Source organism: Pseudomonas azadiae (genome assembly GCF_019145355.1).
In the GTDB taxonomy this organism is placed as follows: Bacteria; Pseudomonadota; Gammaproteobacteria; order Pseudomonadales; family Pseudomonadaceae; genus Aquipseudomonas; species Aquipseudomonas azadiae.
In genome coordinates this window covers 3,074,718-3,094,759 of the sequence record NZ_JAHSTY010000001.1, presented here as the reverse complement: position 1 = coordinate 3,094,759, position 20,042 = coordinate 3,074,718, and the positions used below count along the sequence as shown (strand labels likewise).

At 60.5% G+C, this 20,042-nt stretch carries 10 protein-coding genes and 1 pseudogene; 2 read left to right on the top strand and 9 right to left on the bottom strand.

The window, feature by feature from the left end; genetic code table 11:
* Positions 1 to 225 precede the first annotated feature (225 nt).
* Positions 226 to 483: a hypothetical protein gene (locus KVG91_RS14085; protein ID WP_217894891.1), complete on the top strand. Its 258-nt coding sequence runs from the start codon at positions 226 to 228 to the stop codon at positions 481 to 483.
* A gap of 365 nt (positions 484 to 848) precedes the next feature.
* Here the strand turns inward: KVG91_RS14085 and KVG91_RS14080 are convergent, their stop codons facing one another.
* On the bottom strand, positions 849 to 1,436 hold the full coding sequence (locus tag KVG91_RS14080; RefSeq protein ID WP_169376126.1) for a hypothetical protein: 588 nt from the start codon (positions 1,434 to 1,436) through the stop codon (positions 849 to 851).
* A 381-nt stretch (positions 1,437 to 1,817) separates the two neighbouring features.
* Between KVG91_RS14080 and KVG91_RS14075 the strand changes: the two are divergent.
* Positions 1,818 to 2,221 (top strand): annotated as a pseudogene (locus KVG91_RS14075) (IS4 family transposase); the annotation flags it as partial.
* Positions 2,222 to 2,530: 309 nt separating this feature from the next.
* On the opposite strand, the gene KVG91_RS14070 reads toward KVG91_RS14075, so the two are convergent.
* The 8 genes from KVG91_RS14070 to pgaA form a co-directional block, all read right to left on the bottom strand.
* Positions 2,531 to 2,800 (bottom strand): hypothetical protein, encoded by a 270-nt coding sequence (locus KVG91_RS14070; RefSeq protein WP_054916221.1) that lies wholly within the window; start codon positions 2,798 to 2,800, stop codon positions 2,531 to 2,533.
* A 306-nt stretch (positions 2,801 to 3,106) separates the two neighbouring features.
* Positions 3,107 to 3,340 (bottom strand): hypothetical protein, encoded by a 234-nt coding sequence (locus tag KVG91_RS14065; RefSeq protein WP_046070338.1) that lies wholly within the window; start codon positions 3,338 to 3,340, stop codon positions 3,107 to 3,109.
* Positions 3,340 to 11,325 (bottom strand): two-partner secretion domain-containing protein, encoded by a 7,986-nt coding sequence (locus KVG91_RS14060; RefSeq protein ID WP_225926970.1) that lies wholly within the window; start codon positions 11,323 to 11,325, stop codon positions 3,340 to 3,342. The genes KVG91_RS14065 and KVG91_RS14060 overlap by 1 nt, the downstream gene beginning before the upstream one ends.
* A gap of 31 nt (positions 11,326 to 11,356) precedes the next feature.
* Complete coding sequence (locus tag KVG91_RS14055; protein ID WP_169376125.1) at positions 11,357 to 13,078, bottom strand: ShlB/FhaC/HecB family hemolysin secretion/activation protein; 1,722 nt, start codon at positions 13,076 to 13,078, stop codon at positions 11,357 to 11,359.
* A 366-nt stretch (positions 13,079 to 13,444) separates the two neighbouring features.
* Positions 13,445 to 13,927, bottom strand: a complete 483-nt coding sequence (pgaD, locus tag KVG91_RS14050) for a poly-beta-1,6-N-acetyl-D-glucosamine biosynthesis protein PgaD (protein WP_169376124.1) — start codon at positions 13,925 to 13,927, stop codon at positions 13,445 to 13,447.
* The gene (pgaC, locus tag KVG91_RS14045; RefSeq protein WP_169376123.1) at positions 13,924 to 15,270 is read right to left on the bottom strand and encodes a poly-beta-1,6-N-acetyl-D-glucosamine synthase; all 1,347 of its coding nucleotides are present in this window, start codon (positions 15,268 to 15,270) and stop codon (positions 13,924 to 13,926) included. Before pgaC ends, pgaD begins: the two co-directional genes overlap by 4 nt.
* A 2-nt stretch (positions 15,271 to 15,272) precedes the next feature.
* A complete protein-coding gene (pgaB, locus tag KVG91_RS14040; protein ID WP_169376122.1) occupies positions 15,273 to 17,276 on the bottom strand; it encodes a poly-beta-1,6-N-acetyl-D-glucosamine N-deacetylase PgaB in 2,004 nt (667 codons plus the stop codon).
* Between the two features lie 12 nt (positions 17,277 to 17,288).
* On the bottom strand, positions 17,289 to 19,769 hold the full coding sequence (gene pgaA / locus KVG91_RS14035; protein ID WP_169376121.1) for a poly-beta-1,6 N-acetyl-D-glucosamine export porin PgaA: 2,481 nt from the start codon (positions 19,767 to 19,769) through the stop codon (positions 17,289 to 17,291).
* Between the last annotated feature and the right edge of the window lie 273 nt (positions 19,770 to 20,042).

Here is a 20,042-nt window from a genome sequence, read left to right as displayed (position 1 = left end):
GAAAACACCGGCGAAGGCCGGTTCGGATGTTTTGATGCATCTGGCCATCGCCAGTGTCTCGGCAATGGATCGTATTACATGAGGCATTGTGCCTCTACTCTGATGCCTTGCGCGGTTTTGGGTGCGGGGCTTATAGTCCGGCGGTCGCTCAAAACGCGACCGGGTTTGGCGACCCGAAGAACGAGCCCTCAATAATCAATAGAGAGCTTAATGATGAACCGATACATGCCCCTAACCGGCCACGACTGCACCGTCCCCGCCCTGCTCATCGACACCCAGGCGCCCCTCGACGTCCTTCACGACGCCGCCGTGCACCGCATTCAGGTCGTCACCCAACTGCTGGAAAACCTGGCCTTCCGCGAACAACTCAGCAGCGATGCCGTAGTGCTTTCAGACTTCGCCCATTTGCTGGCTATACCGCTGCGGGATGGGTGTGATTTGCTGGATGTTATCAGTCGTAGGCTTAATGCTGATCCGAACTGAGTGAAAAACGGGCGGCCGTAGTGTCGCCCGCTTTGTGCGTGAGCAGTACAACCAAATAAATCAACTAAATAAATCCGTCCCATTTATCCTTAAGGTATGACGATAAAGGTACCAGCACCACTCGATTCGCAGATACGGCTGCGAGGTTCTGCCTTATCTGAGCGTTGAAGCAACTGACCACTGGGCCAGAAGGCCCTCTCCCGGACACAATCGCTCGTAAATACTTCACCGCAACCGTCAACAAGGGCGCTTTACTCAAGGCCGTCCTAAGATGAACTCGTCGAGACTTGTCTACCGGACGGTTACCGTGCAACGCCAGTTGGAAGCGGCACAATAAGCTGCGACAACCTCGCGAATCTGGCCTTCTACTCCCGACCCCCACAAGGATTAACCAACTGCAGTACCTTCGTCCTTGTCGCATAGGGAATGGTAGTGTTAGCAATATAACCCCCGCCATAATTGTACCGCCCGGTGTTCTCCACGAAGTTACCTTGGGGGCCGACGAAGGTTTTTTTACCCTGCGTCATTGCATCCAGCATGAGTTTCTTCTTCAGTAAGTCCGGTTTTGCGTCGGGGGTAATCGGCCATATTTGCAGGGCGTAGTCTTTGGTAAACATGTAGAAGTTCGGCGCTGTGTCGACGGATGCCTGTGCGTGGGCGCACATGACTTCGCTTGCCCGGGGCTGCAAGACCGGCCTGTAGTGCTTATTGCTGTAACTGGCAAGAATCAGCTTTGTGCGGGTCTGCACGGCCAGTGCATCCTGCAACTGACAGGGGGTTATGTCACCGTAGGGGTGGGCGCACCACGCCACCTGGGTCACCGTGACAACATCTTCTGGATTCACCGCTAGGTCTTTCTGAATGGCCGCACGATCTTCGGGTTTTTCGTAGGGAATGCCAGCGCACCCGGCGAGTAACGCGGGCGGGAGCAAGACGGCTAAGAGCAGGCGCATTTGGGACGTCCTTGCGAGAAAGATATTTGGAGCGCAGCAGGATAGCCAGGCATGATTAGCCGGGCAAGCGCAGCTTAACTATCCAGCGTTTACTTTCGACGCCAGATTTCTGGTTCATATTTTTCCCCCCAGTGATTAAATCGCAATATCGATTCAAGACTAAGTCCGATCCGTATCAGTAACGGACCTTGAAGGTTGGCAAATCCACCGGTTGTGAATCACGCCGGTCGTAGAGTTGGGTGATGCTCGCACGAACATCATCAGCCAAATCGGCGTTCTCGTTTCTGTGTTTCCCGGGATTCCGTGAAGAACCTTAAATTTGAGTGCACCCCATGTCTTGGCTTTGTGGGGCTTGGTAGGTGATTTGGCCGGACGGATACGCTGGACCTGCGCAACCTCAAGACTACGCCGGGGCTTGAAGCACTGAGCTGCAAGACGCCAAGTATGGCCGTCAAGGAGTTGTGGATCTCCTTGCTGGCCCACAACCTGATACGGATGCTCATGGCGCAATCAGCTCTGTTGGCCGACTGTCTGCCTCGCAAGCTGAGCTTCAAACATAGCCTTCAGCTGTGCCTTGCGTTGAGGCAGTACGGGGTTCAGGAGCAAGGAAATCAGACGCTGATCTGCTTGAGCTGATTGCCCAGAAACGTGCTGGAAGGCGTCCTGGCAGGATTGAGCCGCGCGCCATAAAACGAAGACCCAAGCGTTATTCCATGCTGATGAAAACACGTCGATCAGCCAGGGCCGAGGTCAGGAAGAATGGTCGCACGAAGAAGGTTAAGTAAGTGCCATTCAAATCCGTCCCGAATGGCACTTACTTAACAAGTAACCCACTGATCCTGCTTAAAAAATTGAAAGAGGCTGGCCTTGGTCTACGGTGATAGTTGCGAACACACACCAATAGAACAACGGCAAAAGGGGACCGGCAAAAGGGGACAGATTTATTTAATAGCTTACCGATCAACGCTACACCTAAATAAATCCGTCCTCTTTATCCTTGCAGAAAGGATGCAAGAAGGCGGCAAAAAGGGTGCAGATCGGGTGCAAAAACACCGGCGCTAGGCCGGTGTCAGATCACATCTAGGCTTCTACAATTAACAAGAGACATTCAAACCGCAAGCAGAGATAAAATCACGTATCGGTATATCAAGAAAGCTACTCTCTCCAGCGGAAAGAACATCTTGCAATGTGACGATGCCTTTTTCAAAGTCCAAAGAAACGTCAAAGCAATTAAACTCGAACTCCCTGAGCAGAACGCTCTTTGAGCACATCCGCTCATCAAAGGCATCTTTCAAAATAGAGCGAACGCTGTCGTCCAACTCTTGGGCGACAAATCGTTCTATTAGTGTGCCGCCACTGCTCATAACCATTCCTAACTAGTACGGGAATGCAGTCTGAATCACACCATCCCGAACATTTATTTTGATTGTCGATGTTGGAGCGCCTGAGACGTTTGTTCCAATCACCTTACCTGCGTTGTACTCAATAACGTGCCCACCTGGGCCATTAGGAGTTACCTTGCCATATTTCAGTGCGTTATCAACATAACTAGAGACATCTTTAACGGAATAATGGGGACAGATTTATTTAATACGCTTGCCCCAGTACAAATTTAAATAAATCTGTCCCCTTTTCGTCCCTTTCTCCGCTTTTCTCCATTTTGAGCTCTGTCAATCCATAATCCTAAGCTCTGAGATCAAATCTAAAAATTCAGTTTCTGTCAGCTCAAACTCTTCCCCTTCTTCCATTGCCATCAATGAGAGAAGTATTCGATCCATCGGAGGAGTGATCTCTAATCCATGACGCTGATAAATTTCAAACGCAAATTTAGAAATCTTAAACACGTCGAACCCTGCGGATAATTTTTTTTCAAGATCATTAGCAAGATCATTTTGTGTGTACATTATTTCCAACTCTTCAATTCTGCACCTGTAGGCGGATAATGCTGCGCACTCACAGGTTGCCCATTAATGCTCTTAGGATGCACCCGAATTACGTTCCCTGCATGATCATAGCTTTCCATCCACTGCCTAGTGGCGCCAGTTGCAGGGTTATACTCAGTTGCGAAAGAAGCGCCCCGTGTAGCACCCTCTGTTCGAGCGGGCACTTCCTGCGTGTAGTACCGAATTCGGCCATCCGGCAAAGTCTTCGTGATAGCCGCATTTTCCTGAGCTTTCTGCAGCCCTGAAAGCTTGCCTCTCAAAGCAGCTTGGGCGTTAACGCTAGCGGCCTCGCTTGAGATTACCGTTGTTTCCTTGGCTACTCCAACCTCAGCGCCAATAACTTTCCCAGCAACCTTACCTGCACCTCCCAACCCACCGCCGAACACCATGCCAAGCATTTCGGCATGATCACCCTTCATGGTCTGCTGGACGGCGAGGCGCGTGTCGTCCTGATTTGTATTTTGGAAACCACGAACGATAGACTGTTCTGCCTTGGTTAGCCCGCCGCTCTGATCATATTTGTCCAGCGCCGCATTGCCTGCCTCCACGTCCAGACGCTGTGCACTACAACTCGTAGGGTCATCACACTTCAACAGCGTGATGCCAGTTTTTTTATCACTGATTTCTGCGTACCTAGCAGCCACATCGTTACGGCAGGAGGAAGGGCTGGCTGCCCCACGGCATCCTTTCAAGTCCTTAACCAGATCATCAACTTCGTGGTGATTCAGATAGTTATATGCCGTGGCATTTTTCGCAATTTCAGCTCCTTTCTGTACGTCGCCGTCAGTTGCACCAGCAGCCGCGATTCCCACCAATTGCGAAGCAGCTAACAACAGTGCTGGATCGCCATTTACCACTTTCGCTAATGAGGTTACCAATGCTTCGTTAGCTCCCGCAGCGAGAGCGCCCGTAGCGAAACTGCCCCCGCCAGCTTCACTTAAAAGCCCACCGACCAGAGCGTGCAGAGCGATTTTTTGAGGCCCCGAGTCGGACCATTCTTGGCCTTTCGAGTAATCGCCTACCGCGTTAAAGGCGACTGCTTGCAATGTGCTCTGCAACTGCGAGCGCATGGAACTGCCGAGATTGTCTCCAAAACTACCTCCTTGAATAGCAGTGCCTAAACTTGCTTGGGCAACGCCTTGCGCTCCCGAATAGGCGGCAAACTTACCAATGCCAGAGGCGGAACTGAGGTCAAAGCCCTTTGTAATGTGATTGACGTTGTCGCCCGTTACGCCGAACGCCGGATCAAGCACTCCAGCGGTAAAACCTGCGGCTAGTGCCCCAGTCGCGTACCCCTTCAGGGCTTTACTTGACGTAATGTCTTGAAAAGTCGCACCGATATTCCCGCCGTTATTGATGAAGCTGACGGTGCTCCCACTGGCAACTGAAGTTAACGCAGCGGTCGCCATGACGTTGCCCCAACCAGCTGCCGCAGTCCCTACAGCCGTACCGGCCGAAACCATTGCAGAACTGCCTGCTGCGGCCATTGCCGTACCAGACCCAGCACCGGCACCCGCGGCGGCGCCTACCGCGCCGCTTGCGGCCCCAGCCGTCAAAACTGTCACGATGATGATGATCGCCAGCATGGCTCCCTGGCCTAAGCTGGAATGGCTGTACTTGAACGAATCATGCAGTTCCTGCACCTGCCGCCAATCCACATCCCCACGCTTCTCGGCTTCTTTCAACCAAGCCAACTGTGGGTCTGCTTTGACCATCACATCAATCGTCTGCCTAACCGTATTCTGATCGATCTGTTTGATATCAATCTTCAGCCCGTTGACGGCCTTGATCGCCAACTCCCCCTGCGCCACCAGTTCACTTTGGCGCAGCGTCTCGTCGGTATTCCCCTTGCCCTTGGCGCTGGTCCACGCCAAGTCACTCTTACTCTTCTCGTGGCTTTCTTGATGCAGGTCTTTGACCGCCTCGAACGTCACCGCGCCGCCACTGGTGATCGCCAGGTCCTTGCCGCTGTTTAGCTTGGCTCGCTGATACAACTGATCGCCGCCGCTGATAAGCGACAGATCACCACCAGTCTTGATCTCAGTCCCCACATTCGTAACGCGGGTCACCTCATCACGCTTGGTCTTCTTCGCGCCCCAGCCGCCGTTCTCCTTCATGTCATACAAGGTATGCGTGCTGTTCTGCGCCGCCAGCAGGTTCAACTTATCCCCGCTATACAGATAAGCCTCATTCCCCGCGCTGATCTTGCTCGCCACGATCGTGGTGTCACGCCCGGCCTGGCTGGTGAAATCCCCACCCGCCGTCAGCACGCTTGCCACTTGGGTGGCCTGCTCGTCCGCTGTCTTGATGCGTTTCTTGCCGTCCTTTTCCTTGCCCTCGACGTTATGCACATCGCTGACCGACGCCACGTTGAAGTCACGCCCGGCGTCGACGTTGAAGTCTTTGCCGGCGGTGGCATTGCTGCCGATGATGTTGACGTCTTGCCCGGCCTTCATGTTCAGGTTGCCGCCCGCCGTGACGGTGGCGGCGCGGTTTTTGACGTCGGTGGTGATGCTCGATTTTTCGCCGCCGTCGCTGAAGGCGTGTTTTACGCTGGTGTCGCTGACAGGCAGGATGCTGATGTCGCGGCCGGCGGTTAAGGTGACGTCGGTGCCGCCTGCCAAGGCGCCTCGGGTGATGAGGTCGCGGCCAGCGTTCATGGCCAGGTTTTCGCGAGCGACGATGAGGCTGGAGCCATTGTCGGTGAGGGTGCGCATGCCGGCGCCGTCACGCACTTGAATGGCGGTGTTGTCGTTGGTGATGTCACCTCGAACCGCCGTCAAGCTCACTTGCTTGCCGCGGATTTCGCCGGCCATGGCGTTGCGGATGCTGTCCTGGGCCAGCAGGCTCAGGTTGTTGCCGGCTTCGGCCAGGCCGCCGGTGTAGATACTGCCGCTGCTGACGGCGGAGAGGTTGTTGCTGGCGCGCAGGGTGCCGACGTTGATCAGGTCGCCGCCGGTGAACAGGTTGAGGTCGCGGCCCTGGATCAGGCTGTTGCCGCGCACGTTGCGCGAGTCGGCCTGGGCCAGGTAGAGCACCGGCACGAGGACGGTCTGGCCGTCGACCACGCGGTTTTCCATCCACACGATGTCGTGGGTCAGGGCGCCGACTTGCTGGCTGGTGAGGGTCACGCCGACGCTCAGGCGCAGGGCGTCTTTGCTGGCAAGGGCGTTGTCCATCAGGTAGCGGAACTGGTCGGCGTCGCTGGTCAGGCCGCCGGCGAGGAAGCGTTGGCCGGTTTGCGCGAGGACGGCGTCGCGGATCAGGCGGGTCTCATACTGGCCATCACCGAGGCGGCGCCAGGCGTTATCGCTGGTGAAGCCGAGTTTGCCGAGCATGTAGTCGGAGCTGAAGAAGCCGGTGAGGCTGGCAAATTCCGGGTTGGTTTCGATCAGGTAGTGGCTGGTCGGGTCGGCGTTTTTGACGAACAGGCCGTACTCGCCCTTGGGCAGCTGGAAGTTGGGCGCGGTGGTGGGGTCGACCGGGGCGAAGGCGGTGCCGGTGTAGTCCACGGGCACGAAGCCGCCGCCAGGTGCAACGCCAGCCACGGGCAACACGCTGCCGGGCGCCTGGGCGCTCGGGTCGTTGGCGTGTTTGCTCAGGTTGATGTTGATGCCGCCGACGGGGATGCCGGTCTGGTCGTCGCCGAGGGTGCCGGTCAACTGGGCCAGGGTGTTGTTGTGCAGCGTGCCGTTTTGCAGGGTGCGGGTGACGTTGAGATTGACCGTGCCGCCGGCTTGCAGGGTGGCGTTGTAGCCGGGGCCTCCGTTGTCGGTCCAGGTGGTGACATCGCTTAAGTAGGCAAAAGGCGCGCTATTGGGTGAGCGGTTTTTCAGCTCTTCGAAGCGGGCCTTGTCGAAATGCCCAGCCGCCGTGGCCGCATTGAACGCGGGAACGTCGACATGTTGCATGCGTTCAAACAAATCGTCGGAAACCTCACCTGGCGTGCCGATGACAATCTTGCGCTGCCCGGTGCGCGTACCAGCGCCCTGGTTCAGCAGGTCACCGGCGGTGATACTCAGGTCGCCATTGGCAGCCATCAGGCTGTAGCGGTTCTGCACATTGTCGCCTTGCAGCAGCATGTTTTTGCCAGCCACCAGGCGCGCGCCTACCGAATCCTTGATCGCCGTCTCGAGGTACGTCTCGTAGATGGTGATCTCACCCTTCTCCCAGTTGTCTTTCTCGCCGCAGTGCTGGCCACAGATCCAACTCAAGCTGCCTGTGGTCAGCGTCTGCCCGAGTTCGAACTCATCTTTGGCGTTTTCGATAAAGCCTGCATTGATGCCGATCGAACCTTCGCTTTCCACGGTGCCGGAGCGGTTGCTGAACAGCACGGCACGCCCGCCATCCCGTGCGGCGAAGCTCAAGTTGCCCTTGCTGTAGACATCGCCATAGAGGTTGCTGAAGCCATTGCTGCGCACGGTCATGTCGCCGCCGCTGAACAGCAGCGAATCGGCGGCGTTGGTGATGCCATTCACGGCGGTCAGGTTCACCGCGCCCTGAGCGCCCAGGGTGCCACGGTTATTGATCTGCGCCGCCGCGATATCCAGCTGTTGACGTGCGGTGAGGAAACCGAGGTTGTCCAGGGTGCCGCCCAGGCTCAGACGGGTGTTGGTGCCCGCCAGGCGGCCGCCGTTCTGGCTGAGGTTATTGGCGGTCACGGTAAGTGTTTGCAGCGCCGACACGCGGCCGCTGTTGGTCATGTCGCCGGTGGTGATGCTCAGGTCACCGTCGCTGAGCAGTTCGCCGCCGTTGTCGAGGCTGGCCACGTCGAGGATCAAACCCTTGCCGCTGGCCATGCGGTCGCCGGCCTTGAGGCTCAGGCCCTGGGCGCTCTTGTAGGTGAGGACTTCGTTGAGTTGCACACGGCCCAGGCCATCGACTTTGCCGAAGGCCCAGTCGGCGGTGCCCATGCCGTTGATGGTGCCCTGGCTGCCGGTGAGGCTGGCGGTATTGATGCGGAACAGGCCGCTGCCGGCGTGCTGCAACAGGCCGGCCTGGTTGTTCAGGCTGGCGGCGTCGAGGCTGAAGCCTTGGCTGCCGAACTCCAGGGTACCGTTCTGGTTATTGACGGCGCCGCTGAGGTTGAGGCTGCTGCTGGCACCGCCCAGGGCGCGCAGTTGCCCGTTGGCGCTGTTATCCAGGTTGCCGCCATCGAGGGTCAGGCCCTGATTGGCTTCGATCAGGCCGCCCTGGTTGGTGAGGGTGTCGCGTGAGGTGAGGGTGAGCAGGTTGCCGCTGATCTGGCCGCCCGCGCTGTTGTCGAGGGTGGCGCCGCTGACGGTGACTTGTTCTTTGCCGAACAGCTTGCCGCCGCGGTTGGCGAGGGCTTCGACGGTCAGTTTGAGGTTGCCCGCCAGGCTCGCCATCAGACCGTCGCTGCCGTTGTCGACCTTGTCAGCGGTGACGGTCAGGTTGTCGCCCTGCAAGGTGCCGCCCTGGTTATCGAGGCTGCCGGTGGTCAACTGGGTGAGGGCGCCGCCGCTGAGGATCAAGCCCTTGCGGTTGCTCAGGTCCTGGCCCCGGTAGCTCAAGCCGCCGGTGCCGGCCAGCAGTTGGCCGCCATCGTTGTTGTTCAGGTGCTGGGCCGCGATATCCAGGCGTAGGCCGCGCAGTGTGCCGCCAGCGTTGTTGAGGGTGGTGAGGGTCTTGACCAGGACGCTTCGCTCGCCGGCATCGATCACGCCGCCGACGTTGGTCAGCAGGTCGCTGACGTTGAGGGTGACGTCGCCGCCATCGCTGACCAATGCGCCCTTGGCGCTGTTGTTGAAGTTCTGCGCCGTCACGTCGACCGTTTGGCCAAGCAGAATGCCGGCGCTGTTGTCGAGGCGCTCACCGCGCAGTTGCAGCAGGCCTTCGCTCTGGATGCGGCCCTGGGCATTGAGCAACTGGCCCGGGCCCTTGAGCAGCAGGCTCACGCCCTGGACGCCACCGGCCAGCAGGCCGGCATTACGGTTGTCGAGACCGGAGGCGCGCACGTCGAGCTGGTCGCCCACTACGCGCCCGGCGCGGTTGTCGATATTGCCGCCAGCGGCGTCAAGCAACAGTTGCTTGCCGACGATCACGCCGCTCTGGTTATCCAGGCTCGCGGCGTGCAGTTCGATATTGCCCTGCCCCGCCTGCAAACGGCCCTGTGCGTTATTGAGCTGTTGCGCAGTCACAAGGGTGAGCTTGCCGGTGTCGGCGCTCAACACACCGCCTGCGTTACTGCTGAGGCTGCCGGCGTTGAGGTTCAGGTCCGTGCTGGCCTGGGCGAACCCTTGGCTGTTGTTGAAGGCGTTGGTGACGTTGAGCGTGAGCGCGCCGGCGTCGGCCTGGATCAGGCCCTTGAGGCTGTTATCCAGCGAGGCGGCGTTCACCGTGGTAGCGCCGGCGACCACTACGCCGTTCTGGTTGTTGAGACTGCCCGCGTTCACGGTCAGGTTGTTGGCGATGATTTGCCCGCCGCTGTTGTTCAGGTCGGCACTGGTAAGCACCAGGCTGCCGCCGGCCATTTCGATGCGGCCTTGGCGGTTATCCAGCGAAGCGCTATTGAGGCTTGCGGCCTGGCCGTCACCAAAACGAATCAGCCCGCCGAGGTTGACGATGGCCGGCGAGTTGATCGCCAGGCTCTGCTCGCCGAACAGGCGTGCGCTGGCCCCTTGGTTGGTCAGCTTGGCGCTGCTGACGTCGACGCTCTTGGCCTGGATGATCGCGCCTTGGTTGGTCAGTGCTTGCGCGGCGGTGATCGCCAGGGCGCGGCTGGCCAGCAGGTTGCCCGTGGTGGTGACGGTTTGCGCATTCACCACCAGGTCGCCGGTGGTGTTGCGGCTGTTGTCGGGCGCGACGCCGGCTTCGATGATGCCGGGGTTGGTCACGCTGGACGCGTTGATTTCGATGCGCTGGCCGGCAGCAACACTCTTCTGGTTGATCAGGGCCTGGGCGCTGGTGAGCTGCACGTTGCCGGTGGCGTAGACCTTGTCGGTCAAGTCGACGTTTTGCGCGGTGACCTTGACGTTACCGGTGGCTGCCGCCTGGGCCATGCTCAGGCGCCCATTGGCATCGAGCTGGATATCGCCGCCACTGGCGGCCAGCGTGCCGTCGAGCTTCACGCCCACGCCGGCCTCGGTGCCCACCAATTTGATCGCACCGGCGTACATGCCGCCCAGGGCCGACGAGTCGATCGCCAGCTCCGGCTTGGCGCTGCCATCGTCGGCGCGCGCGGTGGCGGCCAGCGTTTGTGCATCCACGTCATTGCGACCGGCAATCACGGTGAGCTGGCGCGCGTTGATCTGCGCGTTGATCTTGGCCGAGCGGGTGATGATCTCGAAGCGGTCGACGTCGCTGGCGTTCAGGCCCTGACCGTCGATGGTCACGGCGCCGCCGTCGACCTGATAGCTCTTGAGTTGGCCGGCCGCGTCCAGCACCGGTTTGCCGGTGGTGAGGGTGACGTTGGGCGTATTGATAAAGCCGCAGCCGCTGCAGGTGATGCCGTACGGGTTGGCGACGATGACCTTGGCCGACTGCCCCGCCACTTCGGTGTAACCGCGCAACTGGCTGGGGTTGGCGCCGGTAACTTCGTTGAGGATGACGCTGGCCGCGCCGCCCTTGAGGTTGGGGTTGCCGACGATGTAGCCGCCCAGCTGGGTTTGGGTCACGGCGCCGTTGGCGTTGTTGAGGATTACGCCGTTGGGGCCGACGTTGTAGTCCGAGAACTGGTTATGGGACAAGCCCGCGCCGTTGGGCGTGGCAATGTTCACCACGGGCACGCCATTGCCCGCCGCGCCCACGGTGGTGCCCGGCGCGCTGACCACGATGCCTTCGGCCTGGGCCAGCAGTGGCTGCCAGAACAACGCGTTGACCAGAATCAACGCCAGGCCGCGCTTGGGCAGGCCGAGGAACGAATCCCGACGCTTCAACACAGCGGAAGGTTGGCGGACCAGGAAGGCAAATTGGCGAACATCCATTTTCAGATTCTCGTTACGGCGCAGCGTTGAATTACAGGAAGAAATCCATGCGCAAGTAGACCGGCGCTTCGCGCTCGGTCAACACGCTGGGTCTTTCTAACGAATGGGCAAAGGTCACGCTGGTGCTGACATGTTTGCCACGGGCGAACAGCTCCAGGGAGTTGCTGGACACTCGGCCATGGACGTTGCCGTTGTAGCGATCGTTGCTGATCACACCCTGGTCGTAGCCGACGCTGGCGCCGTATTCGGCGAACGCCGGGCGCATCCAGTCGAGCGTCACCGGGCGGGCCCAGCGCACTTCGTTGCGCCAGTAGCCGCCGCTGTCGCCGGTCAGTTGCTGGTCCTTGAACCCACGCACCGAGGCCGAGCCACCCAGGCTCATGCGCTGGGGGCTGAACAGGACGTCTTCACTGCGTTGGCCGGTCGCCAGGCTGCTGAAGCTGAACGACTCGCCCCACAGGCTGAACGGCTGCAGGTAGCTGACGGTGGCGGTGTATTTGCGGTAGCGCGAATTGGGCTGCCGACGACCCAGCGCGTCACGCTCGTCCTGGGATTGGGCGTCGAGCAAGCCAATGCCGTTTTGCATGCCCAGGTCGAGGTTGATGAAGGCATTGCCGATGCGCCGACCGTGGTTGATGCCCAGTTGCAGTTCGCTGAGGCGGTTACTGCTCGGCGCGGTGCGCACGTCGAGCACGTAGTTGTTGGTGCGCAGGTGCGCCAGGCCGACGTTGACCGAGGTCTTGCTCACGTCGTCGCGGTGAATCACCCGCTCGGCGCGCAGCTGGTGGTTCTCGTTGTCGCCATTGAGCTTGAATTTAGTGCTGTCGGTTTGGCCGTACGTGCGGTAGTCGCTCTCGCTGTAGGTGTAGCTGAAGTTCCACCAACCCCACGGCACGTTGTAGTAAAGCATGCTGTTTTTCGAGGTTTTCTGGTGATCGCTGACGGCGTCGTGGCCGCCGCGCAGCATCAGTTGGTCGCCCAGCCCCAGCGGGCTGTCCCATTCCAGGCCCGCGCCCCATTGCTGTTCGCCGGTGCTTTTCTGGCCGTCGTTGTTGCGCGAGAGGCTGGCGCGCCAGGGTTTTTGCGGGGCGTTCTTGACCCGTACTTCACTGCCGCCGATCTGGGTGCCGGGGGTCAGTTCCATTTGCGCCTGCTTGGAGGGCAGGCGGTTGAGCTGGTCCACCAATTGTTCGATCTCGCGCAGGTTGAGCGCTTCGCCGACCTTGCCGGGAAAGGCCATGGCCAGTTCGCGGTCGGTTACGGTGCTGCCTTCGGCACGTTTCAGGGCTTCGAGCTTGCCTTCGACCACCAGTACTTGCAGGTGGCCGGTCGAGAGGTCTTGCTGCGGCAAATAGGCACGGCTGGTGACGCGGCCTTTGGCGAGGTAATGGTCGGTGATGACCTTGAGCAGTTCGTTGAGCTGCGCCACGCCCAGGCACTGGCCGATATAGGGCTTGAGCAGCTGCGCGCGGTCGGCGGCGGACAGGCTGTCGGCGCCCTTGAGTTCGATGTCCTTGATCGGGAAGCAACGGGTGTCCGCAGGCGTGGCCGGGGCCTCGGGCTTGGCCTGTTTGCCGGGCAAGTCCTGAAGCTCCTGCAGGCGCCGCTGCTGTTCTTCAAGCAGGCGGTTCTGGCGGTCGCGAATCAGGTCCTGATCGCCGGGCGTAGGGGCGGCCGTTGCGCTGTTCAGGCCCACGTAAGCGAGCAGGATGGTGCACAGCAGGTACCGAGTCCGTGGCAATAACAAAGACATGTTCGTTCCATCGAAAAATCAAGGGCGAGGAAGCTAACATCGAACTTGAGCCAACTCAAAAAACAGAGTTAGCGCGTCGCCCGCGTTAATCGCCTACATAACCCGTTGATAACTAACAACTAACTATAATCAAACAGACGCACGGGCTGTCAGTGGAAGGATTATTCCGACAAGCGGCGGTGCTGTTGATCGCTATTCATCGTAGAACTTAAAGATGCCACTATTTAGCCATCAAGCTCTAGACGAGTTAAGTTAGTACCGAAAAAGGCAGAAAAGTTCGTGGGCGTTTGTGATTGGGTTCCCATTTTTCGGCATTAAACGAGATCATTCCCACATTGCATGGGAACGATCTCCAAACCTGCCGCGTTAGCTGGCGTCTTTGTTCTGCGCGTTGCCCGGCACCAGGGTGAGCCCCGGTTTTTCCACATCGCGCGAGACATGGGACGTCACTTGCGCCACACCGCCTTCGTCATCGTTGTGGATCACCAGCACACCCGGTCGGCGCAACTGCTCAAGGTCACCGTCAGCAAGGCTGAAGCTCTCACTCAGGTTTTTGTCGGTGAGCGCCTTGGCCTCGGCGCGGCGCTGGGCAAACTTGCGACCGCGACGTTGCTGGTAGCGCGCCCAGCTGATCAAGATGGCGGCGTTGAACACGGCGATCCACAGGTAGATCTGCAGCGTGTTGAGGGCGGCAAAAATTGGCGCATCGAAGCGAGGGCCGCCATGGGTTTGCAGCATTGAATTGATGCCACGCGCCAGCAACCAGATCAGGCCGGACCAGGCCATCAGGGTCAGCAGCACATCGATGATCCACATCACGGAGCGTTGGCGGGTTCTGACCAGTTTCATGATCGCGCCTCCTCATTGAGCGGTTTGATTCCGCGATCCGGGCTGACCCAGCGTGCGCGTTTCTGGTGTTGGTTGAACAACACCTTGGGAAAACTGACCAGGGTGGTAAACAGGCTCACCAGCCAGAACACCATCGGGTACCACACGGTCCAGAACAGGGTTTTCCACAGGTCCTTCTCGTAGCGGCGGTCGATCAGGATGCTGACCGCAAACTGCAGCAGGCAGACCATCGCCAATACCAGCCCGGTAAAGGCCGGCGGCATCAGCGAGTCGACGGCAATCGCTTGGGGCAGCGGGACAAATTTGCCCACGCCCCAGAAGATCACCGACAACATGAAGGTAAAGGCCCAGCCGGTGGACAGGCAGTATTCGAACAAGAGCGGCCACAGGTAGCGATGACGCCACTGCCAGATCCCGCGGATATTCTTGAACAGCACTTCGGCGCCGCCCTGGGCCCAGCGCAAACGCTGGCGCCACAGGCCTGCGACGGTTTCGGGCATGAGGATCCAGCACAGGGCGCGCGGCTCGTAGAAGATGCTCCAGTGATCGAGTTGCAGCTTCCAACTGACATCGATGTCTTCGGTGATCATGTCGGTGCTCCAGTAGTCGATGCGGTCCAGCGCCTTTTTACGGAACGCCACCACCACACCGGACACTGTGAAGATTCGACCGATTACCCGCTGAGTGCGCTTGATCAAGCCAATGATCGACGAGAACTCGCCGACCTGCACCCGGCCGATCAGGGTCGAGCGCGTGCGGATGCGTGGGTTGCCGGTGACGGCGCCCAGGCGCGGGTTGTCGAGCATCGGCGCGACCATATAGGCCGCGGCGTTTTTATCCAGCAGCGCATCACCGTCAATGCACACCAGGTATTCGCTGCGCGCGGCCACGGCGCCCATGCGCAAGGCCACCGCCTTGCCCTGGTTCTGCGCCAGGTGCAGCACGCGCAAGCGCGGATGCTGCAAGGCCAGGGCATCGAGGACGGCCGCCGTATTATCGGAGGAACCGTCGTTGACCGCGATCACTTCGATGTTCGGGTACACCTGGGCCAGCGCGGCTTCCATGGTGTCGGCGACGTTATCCCCTTCGTTGTAGCAAGGGATGATGATCGAGATCAGCGGGTTGCCGGCCAGGGTCGGCGCCGGTGTGTCTTCTTCCCAGGGCCAGTGGCGCTCCCAGTGCAGCCAGAAGTACAAGCCGCCCGCGATCCACAATCCCGACATGAACAGCGGGTAGAAGAAGACGAAGTCCATCAGGAACTGCCCGGTGACCAGGAAGATCAGGCCCAGGGGCACGCCCAATACCAGTGCCAGCACGCATATAGCCAGAATTCTGTCGAACATGGTCAAGGGTTCCATTGGTTGGAAAGGGCCGGACGCACAGTCTTCAAGTCCGGGGAGTTTTCCAGGAAGTTGTCCGGGTAATAACCAAAACTCGTGACCCCCTGGCGCTTGAGCACGCTCATCCACTCAGCCAACTGCTCACCGCTGATATCGGGCGCGGCCTGGGTGCGCCAGTCTTTGGCTTGCAGCTCGAACACGGTGCGCTCCAGCGCGCCGGGGCGCCGCTTGACCGTGGCCACGAGCTTTTCCAGCCAGGCGTTGGAGTTGGCCAATGTCTGGCCCTCCATCAACGGCATGGCCATCGGCGCGGTCCAGTCGTAGGTCTGGAGGAAATCGTCAAGGTTCTGCGCGAACCAGGCTTCGCTGCCGGGGTTGAGCATCGGCTCGGCGAAGAGATTGCGTGCCGTCAGTATCTGCGGGCCACGGATGGCGCGGAACTTGGCGGTCAACTCGTTGGTGAAGTCGATCAGGTAGCGGCTCTTGAAGCGGGTCCAGCGCTGCATCACGGCAGGGTCGGCACGCAGGGCAGCGATGTTGTCCGGCAGGCCCTGGGCGGCGTAGGCCTTGAGTGCGCCAGGGCTGGTGTCTTCAAAGTCGCTCAGCTTGGCATCGTCGTGGTACAGCACGCCGTCGACGCCGCTGTTGCCGGAACTTGCCAGGTCCTGGTAAATCTCGCCGATGATCTTGCGCACTTTCGGATCGAACGGCGACAGGCGCTTGTAATCATCCGGATCGGTGCCCACCTTGCCGGTTTTCGGGTCCCAGCGTGTCACGCGCGGCAACTTGGGGTCAAGGTCGAAACTCAGTACCGGCATCCAGGCGAACACGCTGGCACGGCCACGCGTATGCAACTGCCAGGCGACCCGGTTGAACAGGTCGGCGCGCATCGGCAGGTGACGGTTGGGGAAGTACAGCGAACGCACCAGGCCGTCACCCGTGGGGTCGGCGTAGGCTTGCAGGAATACCGTCGGCGAGCCCATATCCAACACACGCTGTACCAGCACGTCGAGGTTGCGCGCCTGTTGCGCCGGGTCGGGGTCGTAGACGTGGTCCAGGTCCACATGCAGCACGCGCATCGGCGCCTTGGCCTGCACCGAAACGATGCTGCTGGCGAAGTGCTCGCCGTCCGGATCGGAGGCCACCAGAAAGCGCGGGCTGTTCATCAACTTGTTCGAGTCGTCGAGGCCGTCGTCCAGCGTCAGCGCCATCTCGTAACCCTGCTCGCCTACCACCGCGAGCGAGGTGCCATCGGCGGCGCCATAGGGCCATACCCACACCCTGGGCGCCTTGCCGGTAACGGCGCGAATCTTGTTCGAGATAGCGACCACGTCAGCCCGCATGCGCGCCTGGAACTGTGCCTCGGTTTCATAGCTATTGGTTGCCGGATCGAAGCGGCGAGTGGTGGCGGCCGGCTCCAGGTTGCCCTGGGGGTTGGCCAGGATGCCCTTGTGATTGGCGTCGGTGTGGGCGGCGATTTCCACCAGGCCGGAGCGCGACACCTCGCGGATCTGCTGCCAGGTCAGGAAGTCGCCCCGAGCCCGTGGCGTGCCGGCGAAGTCCACCGGCTGGTTCAGCGGCGTATCGATCCAGGAGCCGACCGGCGCGAGCACTGCCGGCCAGTTGTAAGCGCGCAGAATCGGCATCACGCGGGTGTAGAAGCTGGAATAGCCGTCGTCGAAACTGAGCATGACGGCCTTGGGCGGCAAGGCCGGCCCACCCCGGCGAGCGGCGAGGATCTGGTCCACGCTGACCGCCTGGTAGCCGTTCTCGCGCAGCCAGGCCAACTGCTCGATCAAACGCTCGGTGCGCACCGCCACCACCGCCTGATCGGGATCGGTGTCATTGACGTCGTGGTAGGCAATGCCCAGGAAATGGTTTTTCGGCCACGGCGCTTCGTTGGCCTGTGTCGGGCGCTCGGCGGGTGGCGTGAATGGCGCGGGTTGCTGGGCGCAGGCGCTGGCCAGCAATACGCCCAGGACCAGCAGACAACGGCTGAGGAGGGTCATGATCAGGCTCTTTTAAAAACGGTAAGTGAGGTCGACGAGCAGGCGCAGATCGCGTTCGCGATCGCCGTCATACGTTCGGCTGACCAGGCTCAGGTTGGCGCCGGCTTCCAGTACGTCGTTCCAGCGAATGCGCTGGCCGTAACCAATCAAGCCGACACCGCCGCTGGAGTAATCCTGTTGGCGATAAGTGCCCGCGCCGACCTGGAACTGCTGACTCCACTGGGTCTCGTAACGGTGATAAAGCACATGGTTGACGTTGACGGTGGGCATCACGCCGAAGTCCGACTTCGGGTTGAAGTACAGCGTGTCTTCCTTGCTGTTGCGGCTGGCGCTGACTTCCAGGCCCAGTTCCACTTGCACCTTGGGCGAGCTGTAGATGCCTTCGCGACCGGCGAGCAAGGCTTCGAGGCGATCGTTGCCATCGCTGAAATGCGACGGGCTGACGGTCAGTTTCCATTCGCGACTTTCATTCGCGCGCCAGCGGATGAAACCGCTGCCGCCATTGGCCGTGACGTCGGTATTGAGCGCCCGCAACGGCGTGGTCGCCGTGAGGTAGTCGAGGCTGCCGCCGTATTGCCAGTGGTCGTTGATGTCGCGGGCAACCGCTACCCGCGCGCCTTGCTTGGAGCCAAAGCCATAGGAGTGGTTGGAAACTTCGGCTTCGAGGGTCATGTCACGGGTACGCCGCTCCACGCCCACGCGCTGCCAACGGTGGTGGCCGGTGCCTTCGGTAAAGTCGGCGGTGCCGTAGCCGGCTCCGGTGAACAGGCGCCAGTCTTCGTCGATGGGCGGCGTGTAGATCACGGTCTCGATGCCCCAGTCGCGACTGCCCCTGATCGCGCCGGCGTCTGCGTTATTGCTGCCACCGTAGCTTTTACCCGTGTAGGCCTCGACGCGGACTTCGGCCATGTCGTGCACTTTGCGCAGGCGATCGAGGCGCTGGACCTGGCGGTTTTCCGGGGCGCGGGCGACCACGTCATCGGCAAGCAGGTCGAGCTGGCGCCACTCCTGCAGGTCCAGCGCGGTGAAGCCCTGGGACATTTCCACGCCGATGTCGCGCGGGCTCTGGTTTTCGGTTTCCTTGAGTGATTCTTCGGCGCGTCTTGGCCATTCGCGGGCACGGTACATCTCGGCCTGCGCCAAACGCACGCCGATGTTGCCTGGGGCTTTATTGCCCAAGGCTTCCAGGCGCTCTTCGCTGGTCTGCAGGTCATCGCCATAGGTGCCGGCCTGGGCCGCCAATTGCTGCGCGTCCGCCCACTCGTCGTTAGGGTCGCCCATGGGCAGGCCCTTGAGTTCAAGCCGCGGTTTCTCGCTGCTGGCCAGGTTGTCGGCGACCGCGCGCGCCTCGGCCACCTGGTCGTTTTCCAGCAAGGCGTAGAACAACGCGGAACTGTCTTTGACATGATCGCCCGGGTCGGCATCCGCCGCGGTCACCGCCTGGCGATATAGCGGGGCGGCCTTTTCCGGCAAGCGCTGGTCCAGGTAAGCGGCCGCGACCCAACGCACAGCGTAGGTCGGCAATTGCACGCCTTCGGCCTTGAGGGCTTCGTACTCGCGGATCACCTCAGCGGTGCGCGCCCGCGCCTTGAGCGCGCCGAGGCGGTCGATGCGCCAGATCATCACGTCGCCCTGAGCGCTGGCGTCGGGGGTCCAGCGGGCGAGCAGTCTGTCGTAGTCCGCGAGCGCACGGTCGGCAATCACGAAGCGTTCTTTCTCGGTACGCGTGGCGAATTCGGCCATGCGCACACGCTCCGCGGCCAGGTCGCCTTCGAGGCGACGCTGCGTGACCGCATCGATCAGGCCCGGGCGTTGGGCGGACAGGCGCAAGGCGGCTTCCGGCAGGCGGGCCTTTTGCAGGGCAACGAGGTATTCGCGGGCGACTTCGGGCTTGTCGCCGGCGCGGATAAAGGCCTGGTCGAATTCAAACAGGGCGTCGTAGTACGAACCCGCGCGGGTCAGTGCATAGCCCAGCGCCATGCGCCGGTTCGGGTCATCGGGCTTGGCCGCCACCAGCGCGCGGGTGCGCTGCACGGCTTCAGTGGCTTTGCCTGAATCGGCTTGGGTAAGGGCCAGGCCCAGTTGCAGGTCGAGATTGTTCGGTTCACGCAGCAGCGCCTTGCGGTAGACCGTCTCGGCCTGCGCCCACTTTTTTTGGTCACGGTAGGCACGCGCGACGGTGGCCAGCGCCTGGGCGTTCACATTGCGGTTCTGGCCCTGCGCCTCGTACACCTTCAGCACTTCGGCATCCTGGCCGGCCCAGCCGGCGATCACCAGGTGGTCGCTGATCTGGCCTGGCGTCTGGCGTTCGGCAGGCAATTGGCGCAATTGAGTAAGGGCGGGCGTGAAGTTGCCGTTGCGCGCCTGGATGATCAGGGCGTCATAGGCCGGGTCGGCCATCGCAAAGGTGGGCATCAGCAGTTGGCTGCACAAGGCTGCTCCGATGAGCAGTCGCAACCGGCCTGATGCACTGAGTGGTGGGTTTGGCAACATATCGTCGGCTTCCTTACAAGGAAAGCTGTAACGATGGGTGAGCCTGAGCGGTGCGCATCAGGGTGTCGGCGTCTCGGGACCCGACCTAGCTTTCCTGGGGGAACTATCCCTTAGCGGAGATAGGGGGAGGGAGATTCAGAACAATTGTTCAGAATTGCTCAAGGTTGCACGGCAATGCGTGTAGCGGCACAAAAACCAATGTGGAAGCTGGCTTGCCTGCGATAGCGTCAGGTCAGCCAGCATCTCTGTTGCTGAACCACCGCTACACAGCAT

Bases quoted from the DNA above. Each gene is read 5' to 3' on its own strand.
- KVG91_RS14085 (WP_217894891.1), top strand. From the start codon at position 226: ATGCCCCTAACCGGCCACGACTGCACCGTCCCCGCCCTGCTCATCGAC.
- KVG91_RS14080 (WP_169376126.1), bottom strand. From the start codon at position 1,436: ATGCGCCTGCTCTTAGCCGTCTTGCTCCCGCCCGCGTTACTCGCCGGG.
- KVG91_RS14070 (WP_054916221.1), bottom strand. From the start codon at position 2,800: ATGAGCAGTGGCGGCACACTAATAGAACGATTTGTCGCCCAAGAGTTG.
- KVG91_RS14065 (WP_046070338.1), bottom strand. From the start codon at position 3,340: ATGTACACACAAAATGATCTTGCTAATGATCTTGAAAAAAAATTATCC.
- KVG91_RS14060 (WP_225926970.1), bottom strand. From the start codon at position 11,325: ATGGATGTTCGCCAATTTGCCTTCCTGGTCCGCCAACCTTCCGCTGTG.
- KVG91_RS14055 (WP_169376125.1), bottom strand. From the start codon at position 13,078: ATGTCTTTGTTATTGCCACGGACTCGGTACCTGCTGTGCACCATCCTG.
- pgaD (WP_169376124.1), bottom strand. From the start codon at position 13,927: ATGAAACTGGTCAGAACCCGCCAACGCTCCGTGATGTGGATCATCGAT.
- pgaC (WP_169376123.1), bottom strand. From the start codon at position 15,270: ATGTTCGACAGAATTCTGGCTATATGCGTGCTGGCACTGGTATTGGGC.
- pgaB (WP_169376122.1), bottom strand. From the start codon at position 17,276: ATGACCCTCCTCAGCCGTTGTCTGCTGGTCCTGGGCGTATTGCTGGCC.
- pgaA (WP_169376121.1), bottom strand. From the start codon at position 19,769: ATGTTGCCAAACCCACCACTCAGTGCATCAGGCCGGTTGCGACTGCTC.